This is a genomic window from Nocardia sp. Tas62D01, assembly GCF_055232035.1.
Genome location: NZ_JBUYUZ010000001.1, coordinates 5,279,825 through 5,293,761, shown reverse-complemented (window position 1 = coordinate 5,293,761; position 13,937 = coordinate 5,279,825). Strand labels below are relative to the sequence as shown.

Genomic DNA, 13,937 nt, shown 5'->3' with positions numbered 1-13,937 from the left:
CGTCTTAGCTGATCAAGCTGTGTCGATGCTGCGATGCCAACGCCAGGCATGCTGCTCCCGGTGCGGCCATTGGTTCAGCTTCCAGCATTCGCGCAACTGATTCTTGGGTGAACGGCACTCCATCCGCGGCTCGGCCATCACCGATGCCGACGACCTCGCCTTCTTCGTTGAACTGCACCACGGCGCCGAAGATCTCGTCGAATATGTCATCGTCGATGATCACCACGGTCAGTAACGTGGCCGCCAACGTCAGCGCGTCGAGCCCGAATCCGAGTAGATGCGCGGTCACCTTCCCCTCGGCACGAGCCGAGCTGAGCCGCTGATAGAACGGCCAACTCTCGTAGTCGATCGGAGCACTTCGTGTCCCGTCATGCTCTGGACAGCCGAGCAGCTCTTCGGAGTACTCCCGAACCATGTTGCGCCACAGGGAGAAATCGTTGCGGCGATCCCACAACCCCATACTGGAAGGCTGGAACTCGCCAGCCGGAATCACATCGTAGACACCGGCTGCAGTCGCAACGCGAGAAGGATCGCGCCAGTGCAGCAGGAACGACGGAGGTGCCGGAAATCTGCGCAGCCGGATCGTCAACGTGGTAACAGCCGGAATGATCGCGCGACGCTTCGGATCGAACGGGTCGCCGATGAGTTCACGGAAGGGCAAGCGTCCCTTCAGATCCGAGACATCAGTGGTCGGATGTGCCAAGACTTGCCGCTGCAGTGACACTCCTAGGCATGGACTCGCGGTGTCGATTCGCCGGCATTGCGGGAGTTGGCGGGTATACATCGAAGTGACTGTCGCGATGCCCTGCACGTGTTTATCACGGCGTTGGTCGAGCTTGGCCTGGCAGACGTGAGCGAGGTGGACTGGTCGGATCGGCAGGCCCGGGTGCTTCTGGGCCGGGCCTGTCAGCACGCCACACGGTTACTGGCCGGTGTGGGAGAGCCTGGCGGGCTCTCCAAGGACGTCGATGTAGAGGACTCGATCATGCTGACGCTGACCCGAAGGGCGGTCTGCTAGGCATCCGTATTTAGCAGTTCCTGGCATGGTGTCACCCAAGGCCAGGGCGAGCTGTTCGCCACCTACCGGTCCATGCCGTGTTCACCGACTCGCCCCGGCAGTAGGTGTCACCGGGGTTCGTCGCGGGGTGGGCGGTGTTGGGGCGCGAGGTATTCACTCGGATGGTGGAAGTGGTTGATCCGACGTGATTGTGTCGGGTCGACGGTTTTGGGTGGAATCCATTGGGTGCGGCCGGGTGTGGGGTGGCCAGCGGGTGCGGGGACGGTGCCCCATTGCAGGTCGCCGTTGCCGATGAGCCGGTGATGCGGTCCACACGCGAAGGTCAGTTGGTCGGCATCGGTGTTGCCGCCGTCGGCCCATTCATCGCGATGGTGTGCCTCACACAGGTATCCGGGTTTGCTGCAGCCTGGATGCGTGCAACCGATATCGCGGGCGTGCAGGATGATTCGCTGATCGGCGGTGGCGATGCGTTTGGTGCGCCCCAAATACAGGGGCCGCCCGTCGGTGTCGTCGAAGATCGCGAGGTAGTGGTAGGCGTGGGCGGCCATCCGGATCAGGTCGTGCATCGGCAACAGACTCCCACCACCGGTGAGCACCGGTGGTCCGGAAACCAACAACCGGTCGCAACCACTGGTCGGATCAGCCTGTCCGACAGCATCTTCGAGATCCTGCAGGGACGTGGTAGCCACCACCGACACCGGTAGTCCGCGATGCTGGCCCAGATCCCCGGAGGCGAGCATGGCGCGAGCGACGGTTTTCAACGCGTCGTGCTGGCGTTGCCCCGCGCTGCGGGTATCACATTGCGCGGCTTCGGGATCCGGCTCTCCATCGACCTGCAGAATGGCGCCGTCGGGATTGCACATGCCGGGTTTGGCGAGCTTGGCGAAGCTCGCCTCGAGGTACGCGCGCAGTTCGGGATCGGCGATCAATGTGCATTTACTCATCAGGTCCGGGCCTTGGCGTCCCATGGTGAAGCTGCGTCGCCGCGCCCGGTCGACCTCGTTGTAGACACCGTCGGGGTTGATAATCGCTTCGACGCGTTGGGCGAGCTTGTGGAGTTGGTCGGGTCGCAAGACTCGTGCGTGGGCGGCGAGTTCGGTTTCGGCTTGGGTCCGGGTCACCACATCGACACAGGAAGGCAGGTGGTGGAAGAAGTCCCGCAACACTTTCACATGCGCGGCCCCGATCACCCCGTCGCGCTGGGCAACCGCGGTTGCGGGGAGTTCGGGTTCGAGGACTTCGCCGTCGAAGTTGATGCGGTGCGCCAACTCCCGGGCCGCGCGACAGCGGGCTCGTGCTTCACCTGGGCTGATGCGTAACCCGTCGGCGAGGGTATCGGTCACATTCGCCGTTGCGAAATCGGTGTTGCTCCACTGCTGATCGATCTGCGCCACCAACTCCAACCCCAACCCCGGCAACGCCCGTACTACGGTTTCGACCCGCTGCAACATGATCAACCGATCGGGGTTGGACAGATTGTCGGTGCGCACCTTCATAATCTGGGCCAGCCCGGCTTCGAGTGCGCATAACGCCGCCTCCACCGACGGATCGGCAATCGAGGCGGAGTTCGAAATCATGTTCGAATTCTACGCCGAATCCCATTGTCGGTCATCCCTTTTCACATTCCATCGTTTGTGAAAACAAGCTGCGAAGACGCCTTTTGAGTGACTGAATCACGCTGTCGTGCAGCGTTCAAACCAGCCTGTGGATATTCAAACCAGCCTGTGGATAAACAGGACTACCAGCCAACCCGCTGACACACAAGGCCCTGTACCTCGAAATCACAACGAGGGCAGGGCCTTACGGTCTTTCTGCTACCTACGGCTGAACTCGCCGTCGATGACGCCTGCGGTGAAGGCATCCCACTCACCCGGGGTGAAGACCAGAGCCGAGCCGGTCGGGTTCTTGGAGTCACCCACGCCGACCAGTCCCCCATCCACGTGAGCGACCTCCACGCAGTCGCGCGGACCGTGGATCATGTGGTCGCACTGCGGATTCGGGAAGTTCGATCCACGCACCAACGCACTGATCGAAGTCGCGTGCCCGTCACGGCATTGCGCGACGTGGGTTGCGCTGGTCGACAGCAAGCTCACCGAACACGAGCGGACCGACGGTGGGCGCTGCCCGTGGATCGGTGTTCGCGTGGTCGACGACCGCGCTGACCTGCTCGGCATGCCGGACAGGATCGTCGACACCGAAGCGGCACGATGGAGTCGCGAGCAATGACGGGCGTCGACGCTTCCCCGCGCCCAGAAGAACCGGACGTGCATCTCAGCGTCTTCCTGCACGGTGCGGGATTCGATTTCGCCGCCTGCCTGACGGCTGCCCTCTTGTTCATCCAAGACCACCAGGCACGTCACCACGCCGACGCCGTGAACGTAATCCCGGTGACACAACAGGATTGCGCCAGCTTCGTGGACTGGGCGCTGATGGGGCAACGATTGTTCGTTCCGACGGCAGCGCGCGGGTAACGAGCGCCGAGCCTCTTCAGGTGGTCGAGTCGGCCGCGCAGCAAGCAGACGTCGTGCTCGCCGCCGATCAGAAGACCGCCGCCCGAGTTGAACGCGTCATCGTGCTCACCGACGGGTTCACCAGCATGTACGGGCTGGAACTGCTGGCCAGTGTTCATTGGGCGGTAACACAGGAGCAGGCACAGGACGATGTGCAGGTGGTTCGGATAGTCCGTGGCTGGACCAGCGAAAGTTCGCTGTTCACCGAGGACCACATCACCGAAGCCTTGACCCAGCTACGCACGCACGATTGGCTTTCCGAACCAGCTGCGTAACAACATAATCAAAAGGAGCACGAATCCGTGGGGGCCCTACTGCCGACCCTGCAGGCCAGCCGCCTGCGGGAGGGATTGACCGACTACCTGGCCACCACATTCGCCCTGACCGACCCCGACGCCCAAGGCGCGCTGTCCGATTTCATCGGCCACCCGAGGGACGGCATGTTCAAGGGGCCGTACGTCCGCCTGCGCCTGCCGTTCGCGCCGGCTCGCGGCAACTGGGCCATGCACCTGGATTGGTGGCCAACGGATTTCGTCCCCTACGGCCACCAGGCGAAGGCATTCGAACGGCTCTCGACCAAGTTCCAGCAGCGTCCGCAGCCGACGCTGGTCACCACCGGCACCGGTTCGGGTAAGACCGAGTCGTTCCTTATCCCGATCCTCGATCATGTGGTGCGCGCCAAGAAGCACGGCGTGGCGGGAATGAAGGCGCTGATCATCTACCCGATGAACGCCTTGGCCAATGACCAGGAGCAGCGCCTCGCCAAACTCATCACCACGCATTCCGAGCTGGCGGGTGTGACGGCGGGCCTCTACACCGGTGAGCAGTCCTCGGGTGGGCGCACGCTGGTGTCGGCGGACGGGCTGATCACCGATCGGCGGCTCATGCACGATTCGCCGCCGGACATCCTGCTCACCAACTACAAGATGTTGGATCACCTGCTGCTGCGGCCGGATCGGGCGGCGATGTGGCGGCAGTCGGCGGAGTCGCTGCAGTACGTGGTGCTCGACGAGTTCCACAGCTACGACGGTGCGCAGGGCACCGATGTGGCGATGCTGTTGCGACGGCTCGGGCTCGCGGTGAAGTCGTATTGGACCGAGTCGTCGCCGGTTACCGACGAAGATCGGGTGCGACCGCTCGGGCGCATCACGCCGGTCGCCACCTCGGCAACGCTCGGTTCCAAGGGGAAGCCGGCGGCGATGCTCGACTTCGCGCACACGGTGTTCGGTGAGATCTTCACCGAGGAAACGCTTATCGGCGAAACGCGGCTCAGCGAGCAAGAGTGGTTGGCGGACCGCGATGCCGCACTGGATCGGTTGTATGTGCCGGTCGCACCGGCAGTTGACGACGCCGTTGCCCGTCTCGACGCGCTGGCCACTACCTCATCCAGCAACGCCCAGCTGGCCGCGGCCGTGCTGGCGAGCCTGTTCGAGCGCACTGGCGACGTCCACGAACCCCCTGACCGCATGACGGCCGCCCTGCGCAGACTCGATGCGGTCGAACAACTTCACCTGCTCAAACAGCACACGTTGTTCGCTCGGCTGTTGAAGAGGTCGACGGAAGCGGTGTCGCTCGCCGAGCTCGCGGGGGCGATCCTGCCCGCGCCGTCCGGCAAAGGGGACAACCTCCGTGCGCGAGCCGCTCAGCAACGCTACCTCGACTACCTATTCGCCGCGCTGTCGTATCTGCGTGCCGAGGTGGGACGCTCCGCGCTCAATGTGGATGTGCACCTGTGGGTTCGGGAGCTCTCACGCATAGACCGCGCAGTGTCCGCCACAGCGCTGTTCAAGTGGGGTGATGACGGCACCGCCGAAGACCCGGACGGTGTCGACTACATGACCGCGCTGTTCTGCAGGCACTGCGGTCGCTCGGGATGGGGTCTGCGCCTTGCTCCGACCGGGAACACCCTCGATCCCGACCAGAAAGCCGTGCGCGGCTATCACGCCACGGGTGGACCCAGGTTTCGTGCGTTGATCTCGGCTCCGGTCGAAGCCCAATTCGAAGCCCCCGTAGAGGGATTGCGCTGGCTGCACGTCGACGAACGCGAGATCACCGACCAGACACCGGATGTGGACAGTGCCGAGGTGCTGGATGGGCGAGTCCTGCCCGTCCTCGTCCTGCACGGTCCGTCGGCCGATGAGGATTCGCAGAAGGACGTGTGCCCGGCGTGCAACTCGGCCGACGGCATCCGATTCCTCGGTAGCGCGATCGCCACCCAACTCTCGGTGGCGCTGTCGAGCATGTTCGGCGACGCCGACCTCGACGCCGACGAGAAGAAGGCGCTCATGTTCACCGACAGCGTGCAGGACGCCGCCCACCGGGCCGGTTTCGTCCAGGCGCGCTCCCACACGCTCAGCTTGCGTTCGACATTGCGAAATGCGTTGGGATCGAAGGCTTCTGGCATCGAGATGTTGACGCTCACCGAACTGTGTGACGCGGTGCTCGACCGAGCAGGCGACGACCCCAGCCGCCGCTACCATCTGCTCGCCCCCGACATCGTCGAACGCGACGAGTTCACCCCCTACTGGCAGAGCGATAAGCCTCCCGGGCAACGGCGCGACGCGCTGCGCAAAGTGCGGCGGCGGGTGCAATTCGACATCGACTTGGAATTCGGTTTGCAGTCCCGTCTAGGTCGTACCCTCGAACTCACCGGCAGCGTGGTCGCCGAAGTCGATCTCGGTTCGCCCGAACGCGTCGCCCAACTGGGCGCCGAGGCATTGAAACGTTCCGAACACCAACTGGCGTTCTCCGATCCGGATGCCGCGGCGGTCACCCACTGGGTGCGCGGCACCGTCGAGCGGATGCGAACCCAAGGCGCCATCCGGCACCCCTGGTTGCGCAAGTTCGTCGAACGTGACGCCAACCGCCGGTGGGTGTGGGGCGGCCGGGCGAAGAGCGAGGGCATGCCCGCTTTCCCGAAAGGCCGTCCGGCTCCGGCATTCCCGGCCCTGGGCGCACGCACCATCCCGGAAGGCTTGGACCCGATCACCGCGCCGGCCTCCTGGTATGCCCGATGGGCGGCTCGGTGCATGAAGGTCTCACCGTTCGAGGGCGGCTTCCTTGCACGCTCGCTGTTCACGATGCTCGCCGAGGAACGCATTCTGACCACGGTCAGCACCGAGAAGTCCCTCACCGCTTATGAATTGAGCGAAGACGGCATCCTCGTCGGCGCACCCTCCGACGACGACCTCGTCGCGGGCCGACACCTTTTGGTCTGCGATGTCTGCCAGACGAACAATCCGGGCAGCACTACCGTCGTCGACCAACTCGACGGCGCGCCTTGCCTGCTCACCCGGTGCCCGGGCACGTTGCACCGCGCCCTGAAACGGGACAACTTCTACCGCAGGCTCTACGACCGTTCGGAGATGAAACGCGTGGTCGCCCGCGAGCACACCTCGCTGCTGCCGACCAAGACCCGACTGGAATACGAGACCAAGTTCAAGCAGAGCAGCGCAGACCCGACCGCTCCCAACGTCCTCGTCGCCACGCCGACCCTCGAAATGGGTATCGACATCGGCGATCTGTCGACGGTGATGCTCGGGTCGATGCCGCGCACCGTGTCGTCCTATCTGCAGCGCGTCGGCCGCGCCGGTCGTCTCACCGGCAACTCACTCGTCCTCGCCTTCGTCCGCGGGCGCGGCGAACACCTGCCCAAGCTTTACGATCCGACCTCGGTCATCTCGGGCGAAGTGCGGCCACCCGCCACCTTCCTCACCGCCGAGGAGATCCTGCAACGTCAGTACGTGGCGCACGTCGTGGATCTGCTCGCGCGACAGCCCGGCGCGCAAGATCCGATCGCCGCGCGAGCTGTGCTCGGCAGTTTCGACGACGACACCTGGATGGCGGCGCTGATCGACACCGCCGACCTGAAAGCCGATGAACTCCTCGACGGCTTCCTCGCCCAGTTCGGCGACCTGCTCGACGCCGACACTCAAGCAAACCTGCGGGCCTGGGCCACACCGACCGAACTCGGCGAACCCAGCGGGATGGTCATCCAGCTGCGGGAAGCGGTGCATCGCTGGAACCGGGACGTCGCCGAACTGACCAACCGGCGCACGGCCGTCGACGCCGCCATGCCGGAATTCGAGCAGCGCGCCAACTCCCCCGCCGCCACCGACGACGACCGCCGCGACCTGCGCACCGCGCGCGGCACACTGCGCCTGCTCGGCAAACACATCAGCGACCTCACCGACGAGCACTGGGTGGGTGTGCTCGAACGCTACGGCGTGCTGCCCAACTACACGCTGCTCGACGACTCGGTGACACTGGACGTCGGCATCACCTGGATCGATCCGGACACCAACGAATACACCGGCGACACCGAGAGCTACCGACGCGGAGCCCGGGTCGCGCTCACCGAACTCGCACCGGGCTCCACCTTCTATGCCCAGGGCTTGGCCGTGCAGATCGACGCCATCGATCTCGGCGCGGGAGAAGCGAATATCCACACCTGGCGGCTGTGCCCGCAATGCGGATGGGCAGGCATCAGCGCGGCCGGCGAGACCACGCCGCCGCCCACACAGTGCCCGCGTTGCCACACCGGCGCCATCGCCGACGTGAGCCAGCAATTGCAGGTGGTCGAGATGTCGAAGGTGTCCGCCGAGGTCCGCCGCGACGAGGCATCGATCACCGATGCCCGCGACGAACGCAAACGGGAGACCTTCACCGTCGTCACCGCCGCCGACATCAACCCGGACAACATCGCGCGGCGCTGGTTCGCCACCGACCACGATTTCGGCGCGGAGTATCTGCGCCGCATCGACATCCGCTGGCTCAATATGGGCAAGCGAACCTCGCAGGGCGGCAAGCGAATTATCGCGGGCAACGAGACCACCAGCGGGCTGTTCCGGGTCTGCTCCGGCTGCGGGCAACTCGACCGCATCGCGGGCCAGAACCAGCCACACGAACACCGCAGCTGGTGCAAATACCGCAAGGCCGCCGACGAGAAACACGTGCGGGAGATCGCGCTGGCCCGGACGCTGAGCACGCAGGCCGTGTTGCTGCACGTTCCGCATGTCATGGAGTACGACACGTTCGCCTACCCCAGCCTGAGCGCGGCGATCCTGCTCGGCTTGCGCCAGGTCATCGGCGGTTCGCCCGAGCATCTGGATGTCGCCACCATCACCGACGCGCTGCACGCGCCGAACCAGCGGGCACTGCTCATCCACGACACGGTGCCCGGCGGGACCGGCTATCTCGCCGAGTTCGCCGACCCGGCCAAGGTCTGGTCGGTCTTGGTCGCCGCCCGCGACGTCGCCGAGAACTGCACGTGCGCAAGCGAATCACGACTCGCCTGCCACAACTGCCTGCTGCCGTTCGCTCCTCCCTACGAGGTCGACAAGGTGTCCCGCAAGGTCGCGGTGAAACTGCTCGACTCGATTCTCGACGCGAAGCCCGGCGCCCAGGCGTCATGGCAGAACTGGTCTGCCTCGATCACCGAAGAGACTCCGGCAAAACCGATCGTCAGCCGCGAATCGCCGCTCGAGCGGGAGTTCTATGTCGAATTCCTGAATCGGCTACGCACCAGGGGCGCCACCATCCAGGAGAAGCCAGGCACCTACGCCAATTCGGCGACGATCACCATGCCCGGCAAGAAGATTCGCAGATGGACGCTGCTTCCCCAGGCGCAGATGGGCAACAGCATGCCGGACTTCGAGCTGAGTACCACCGATCCCGATGTGCCGGTGATCGCCCTGTTCGCCGACGGTTGGAAGTTCCACGCCGTGCCCGGGCCGAACAATCGGGTCGCCGACGACGCGCGCAAGCGCGGCATCCTCCGATCCGGTGGCGTGCTCGTCTGGTCGTTCAGTCACGAAGACCTGCAGCGGTTCAAAGGGAACGAGACGCGCACACCGACCTGGCATACCGACGGCATGGCCAAACTCACCATGCAACGGGGCAACCTGCGGCCAGCGTTGTTCAAGCTGCTCACCGCGGACCCGATCACGCAGCTGCTCGAATTCGTCGACGATCCCGACCGGGAAGCCTGGTCGGCCATCGGCCGATGGCTGCCGATGATGTTCATGCGTGACACGCGCACAAAGGGCGACAGTTCCGCCATCGCGACCTGGGCCCTCGACCTCCTCGACGGCAAGGACACCCCGATTCCCGTGGGCGAATACGCCTGCTGGTCCTACACCGACGGCCCACTGACCGTCACGGCAGCCCTGCGTCCGGATACCGGTGCCGGCACCGCGGTCCTTGCTATGGACGATCGCGACGACAAAATCGGGATCGACGACGGCGCCTCTTGGCGGGAGTGGCTGCGGCTGTCGAACTGGTTCGGACTTCACGACGCTCATCTCGTCACGACCAGAAGCCTGCTGGGCGCCGACAGCCCGACACCGGAATTGGTTGCCGACGACTCCCCTGACGGCCTCTCGCCGGAATGGCAAGCCGTATATGCGGATACAGTCTCCGACTCCGAGCGGACACTCATTCTCGAGCTGGCGTCGGCGGGCACACCGCTTCCGCAGCAGGGGCTGGAGACCGACGAGGGCCACGTCATCGACATCGCGTGGCCCGGCGCCCACGTCGGTGTGCTGTTCGACGGCGGCGTGGAAGCCGCCGAAGCCATAATCGACCAGGGGTGGACGATCTGCCCGCCCGAGCTCGCGCCGATCGTCGCGGCTCTGACAGCGAACGGGGTGATGTGATGGCGAACGTCGTCATGGCGCACAAGAGCAAGTCGCTTCGCGGCCTGGACGGGTCGATCATGCAGCGCGTGGTCAGCTTCCTCGACAAACTTCAAACCGACGACACCGCACCAGGTCTGCACATCGAGCCCCTCAAAGTCGCCGTGGACCCCCGGGTCCGGACGGGGCGCGTCGACCTCAACCACCGCGCGGTGCTCTTCCGTGTCGACCCGAAGGACGGCGCCACCACCTACGTCTATATGGGGACGTGGAAGCACGACGTCGCGAATTCCCTCGCCGAGCGTGCCACCCTGCGCGTCAACCCGATCAACGGCATCCTCGAAGGCGTCATCACCGAGACCGTCGCGGAGCCCACTCCGGCAACCGCGCCCCAACCGGTCGAGAACGCGACCGAGACGCCCATCGGGTTCCTCGCACACGCGGGATTCACGCTCGCCGATCTCACCGAACGACTCGGCATCGACGCCGCGATCGCCGAACGCGCCCTGGCCGCCGCCGACGACTACGCGCTCAACGACGTCGCCGCGACCATCGACGGCTGGCAAGCCGACGCGCTGCTCGATCTGGCGTGCGGCACCGGAATCGATGAGGTCGTCGCTTTGATCCGGGACAAGTACCGGTTCACCGAATCACCGATCGATACCACTGTCGACGAAGACGACCGCATCATCGAAGCGCTCGACCGCCCCGCCTCGAAAATGCAGTTCACCTACGTCGACGGCAGCGAGGAACTGCGCCGGGTCATCGAAGGCGGCGACTTCGCCGCGTGGCGCGTCTTCCTCCATCCCGAGCAGCGCACCTACGTCGAAAAGGACTACAACGGGCCGTTCCGCCTCTCCGGCGGCGCGGGCACCGGCAAGACCGTGGTGGCCATCCACCGTGCCCGAAAACTGCTCGCGCGCAACCCACACGCTCGCATCGTCCTGACGACGTTCAACAGAACCCTCGCCAAGAACCTCGAAGCCGATCTCGTGTCGCTCGACCCGCGGATCCAGCTCGCCGAGAAACTCGGTGACCCTGGCATCTACGTCGAGGGCATCGACAAACTCGCCAACGACATCGTGCGCCAGGCGGGCGATCTCGGCGCGGCGACCGAAGCGGTGCTGGGAACCCGCACGGAAGTACCGACCGCACGCACCAACAAGGACAAGGTGTGGCGCGAAGTCGCGGAAACCATCGACAGCGGTCTCGATCGGCGGCTGGCCACCGCATGGTTCCTCGACAACGAGTACACCGCGGTCGTTCTCGCGAACCAGGTCACCACGCTGGAGCAGTACGCGAGGGTGGCCCGCCCCGGCCGTGGCGTCCGGCTGTCCAGGCCGCAGCGGATCGCCGTGTGGAAGCTGATGGAGGCATTCCGGCGGCGCGGCCGGATGGACGAAACACTCAGCTTCCCTGAGGTTCTGGCCATCGCGGCCGAATACTTGCGCGAGCGTGCCGATTCCGGCCAGCGGCATCTGGTCGATCACGTCATCGTCGACGAGGCACAAGATCTGCATGCCACTCACTGGACGATGCTGCGGGCGCTGGTCGCCGAGGGCCCCAACGACTTGTTCATCGCCGAGGACTCACACCAGCGGATCTATGGCCAACCGGTCGTGCTCGGCCGCCTCGGCATCAAGATCGTCGGCCGCTCCCGCCGATTAACGCTCAACTACCGCACCACCGCCCAGAACCTCGAGTTCGCCGTCGGCGTGCTGAGCGGCGCCGACTACCACGATCTGGAAGAAGGCCGCGAGTTCGCCCTCGACTACCGATCCGCGCGGACCGGCCCCAAGCCGATTCTGCGGCAGTGTGATTCCACCGCGGACGAACTCGAGGTCGTGGCGAACCAGATCAACGAATGGCTGACCGATCCCGACGTCGAACCGTCGACCATTGCCGTGCTGACTCGCAGTGTCAATGACCGGGGGCAGCTGGTACGAGCGCTCGCCGAACGCGGTGTCAGCGCCCGCGCGCTCGAGGACAGTCCGGCCGTCCCCGGGCATGTTCAAGTGCTGACAATGCACCGCTCGAAGGGGATGGAATTCTCCCGCGTGATCCTCGCGGGCATCGACGAGGCCCACGTTCCCTCGAAGGCGAGCCTCTACGGCGTGCCCGAAGAGGAACAAGGCGAGGCGAGGCTGCGCGAAAGGTCGCTGCTCTACGTCGCGGCGAGCCGCGCACGCGACCAGCTCATGGTGACCTGGAGTGGCCGGCGATCCGAACTGCTCGGCGGGAGCTGATCACGGCTACCGCCCGGTCAGCTCAGGATGCGGTGTCATCTGGTGGGGACGCACCGTCTCCCTACATTGACGTAGCCCCCCGGGATTGGGGGCGTAGGTAACAGCGGCCTCACCGACACCGGTAGGGCGTTCATCCGCGACCACATCGGCATCGACGGCCACTATGCCTTCCACCTGCCCGACCTCAGCGGCAACCACAGACCGCTGCGCAATCCCGACAGCCGCGACACCGACCTGACTCAGACCTTCCACCCGGGCGGCGTCGGTGATCGCCCGCAATGGAATCAAGACCATTGCTATCCGCGACCAGTTTCGAGCGGGTGGTCGGCAGCAGCCCCACAAGTACCGGGTTGCGTTTCGCGGATCGGATGTTGAAACATCATGACCCGCAGCACTTCAGGACATAGCGTTCATCGAGCAACTATGCCCCGGAGATCATCTCCCGGATCGATACCGGCTGGGTATTTCCGGGCTGCCATAGAGACCATGGAAGCGTCAGAGGATAAGGATGCCGATGAACATCAACACCGAACGTCTTGGGCGGATCGCCGCGCTCACCACACTGACCAGCGCCGCGCTCCTGATCGGTGCGGGTGCCGCCGCCGCAGACGACTGGCCCTCCAACGGCGGCGGCGCGCTCGCGGTTTATGAGACCAAGGATTTCGCCACCCCCAGCGACCCCGACTATTGGAATCCGCTTTCCGACCGGAACCGGTTGACCTCACCGTTCGGCACGAGCACCCGCATCGTGTGCACCAGCTTCCATGGCGTCCAGCAGGATTGCTGGCAAGCAGACCTCGACGGCAACCCGCACAAGCTCAACACGGCCCCGCTCGACATGCCATATGCCGGCTCCAGCAAAACAGGCCACCCCGGCCCCACCCATTACGTCTACCCAGGCTGATTCCGCCGGGCTCGCAAGGTGCGGCAAATGCTGGTCGCCGCCGTCGATACATGGCGCCGACCAGCACCTGTGGATGTCAGCGAAAAGCCTTGCGGCGTTGGAGGTCCCGATGCCGTCAACTACCTGCGCGAACTGCTGATGGCGACCGGATTGCCCAACAAGTCTGCCAAGCCGAACACGAACCCGCCCACCAAGAATTCGTTCGCACAGCAGAGAGAGGGGACCTGGACCGATGAGCCACGCACGCTGGAAAACCCTCCGGGAACGCAAACTTGCCGAGGGCTACACCGAACCCGAAGATGTCACCGAGGCCCGCCGCGAAATCCGACTCTCCATGGCACTGGCCCAAGCCGTCTACGACCGCCGAACCGAACTCGGACTCACCCAAGCCGACCTCGCCGAACGCGCCGGCCTCACCCAAGCCAAAATCTCGCGCATCGAAGGCTCCGACACCGTGCCAACCCTCCCCCTCCTCGCCAAACTCGCCGACGCCCTCGACGCCACCCTCAACATCGCCCTCGATGCCGACGACACCCGGGTGAACTTCACCAGCCACCACACCGACGCAGCCTGAAGTCGGCACCCCACACATGTCGACCCACCGCGCAGAAAGCCCACACCTTC

General features: G+C 65.0%; 12 protein-coding genes. 8 read left to right on the top strand and 4 right to left on the bottom strand.

All coding sequences use genetic code 11. From position 1 onward, the window contains the following. Nucleotides 1–4: 4 nt before the first annotated feature. Nucleotides 5–703 carry a hypothetical protein gene (locus ACV7NQ_RS24965; RefSeq protein ID WP_463361858.1) on the bottom strand — a complete coding sequence of 233 codons (699 nt, stop codon included), beginning with the start codon at nt 701–703 and terminating at the stop codon, nt 5–7. A 147-nt stretch (nt 704–850) separates the two neighbouring features. On the opposite strand from ACV7NQ_RS24965, the gene ACV7NQ_RS24960 reads away from it, so the two are divergent. Then, entirely contained in the window at nt 851–1,018 is a 168-nt protein-coding gene (locus tag ACV7NQ_RS24960) for a hypothetical protein (protein WP_463361857.1), read from the top strand. Between the two features lie 107 nt (nt 1,019–1,125). On the opposite strand, the gene ACV7NQ_RS24955 is transcribed toward ACV7NQ_RS24960, so the two are convergent. Beyond that, complete coding sequence (locus ACV7NQ_RS24955) at nt 1,126–2,595, bottom strand: HNH endonuclease signature motif containing protein (RefSeq protein WP_463361856.1); 1,470 nt, start codon at nt 2,593–2,595, stop codon at nt 1,126–1,128. A gap of 237 nt (nt 2,596–2,832) precedes the next feature. After that, nucleotides 2,833–2,997, bottom strand: a complete 165-nt coding sequence (locus tag ACV7NQ_RS24950) for a DUF397 domain-containing protein (protein WP_463361855.1) — start codon at nt 2,995–2,997, stop codon at nt 2,833–2,835. Here ACV7NQ_RS24950 and ACV7NQ_RS24945 point away from each other — a divergent pair. From ACV7NQ_RS24945 to ACV7NQ_RS24925, 5 genes are read left to right on the top strand one after another with little or no spacing between them, the layout of a single operon-like run. Further along, complete coding sequence (locus ACV7NQ_RS24945) at nt 2,996–3,244, top strand: hypothetical protein (protein ID WP_463361854.1); 249 nt, start codon at nt 2,996–2,998, stop codon at nt 3,242–3,244. The two genes, ACV7NQ_RS24950 and ACV7NQ_RS24945, sit on opposite strands and share 2 nt — an antisense overlap. Beyond that, complete coding sequence (locus ACV7NQ_RS24940) at nt 3,241–3,489, top strand: hypothetical protein (protein WP_463361853.1); 249 nt, start codon at nt 3,241–3,243, stop codon at nt 3,487–3,489. The genes ACV7NQ_RS24945 and ACV7NQ_RS24940 overlap by 4 nt, the downstream gene beginning before the upstream one ends. Before the next feature lie 20 nt (nt 3,490–3,509). Continuing rightward, nucleotides 3,510–3,803 carry a hypothetical protein gene (locus tag ACV7NQ_RS24935; protein ID WP_463361852.1) on the top strand — a complete coding sequence of 98 codons (294 nt, stop codon included), beginning with the start codon at nt 3,510–3,512 and terminating at the stop codon, nt 3,801–3,803. A 27-nt stretch (nt 3,804–3,830) separates the two neighbouring features. Next, nucleotides 3,831–10,184 (top strand): DEAD/DEAH box helicase, encoded by a 6,354-nt coding sequence (locus ACV7NQ_RS24930; RefSeq protein WP_463361851.1) that lies wholly within the window; start codon nt 3,831–3,833, stop codon nt 10,182–10,184. Beyond that, nucleotides 10,184–12,409, top strand: a complete 2,226-nt coding sequence (locus ACV7NQ_RS24925) for a 3'-5' exonuclease (RefSeq protein WP_463361850.1) — start codon at nt 10,184–10,186, stop codon at nt 12,407–12,409. Before ACV7NQ_RS24930 ends, ACV7NQ_RS24925 begins: the two co-directional genes overlap by 1 nt. Before the next feature lie 6 nt (nt 12,410–12,415). Here the strand turns inward: ACV7NQ_RS24925 and ACV7NQ_RS24920 are convergent, their stop codons facing one another. Next, on the bottom strand, nt 12,416–12,703 hold the full coding sequence (locus ACV7NQ_RS24920; protein WP_463361849.1) for a hypothetical protein: 288 nt from the start codon (nt 12,701–12,703) through the stop codon (nt 12,416–12,418). A 220-nt stretch (nt 12,704–12,923) separates the two neighbouring features. On the opposite strand from ACV7NQ_RS24920, the gene ACV7NQ_RS24915 reads away from it, so the two are divergent. Both ACV7NQ_RS24915 and ACV7NQ_RS24910 read left to right on the top strand, forming a co-directional pair. Next, on the top strand, nt 12,924–13,313 hold the full coding sequence (locus ACV7NQ_RS24915; protein ID WP_463361848.1) for a hypothetical protein: 390 nt from the start codon (nt 12,924–12,926) through the stop codon (nt 13,311–13,313). A gap of 232 nt (nt 13,314–13,545) precedes the next feature. Further along, nucleotides 13,546–13,887: a helix-turn-helix domain-containing protein gene (locus tag ACV7NQ_RS24910; RefSeq protein WP_463361847.1), complete on the top strand. Its 342-nt coding sequence runs from the start codon at nt 13,546–13,548 to the stop codon at nt 13,885–13,887. The last annotated feature ends 50 nt before the right edge of the window (nt 13,888–13,937 follow it).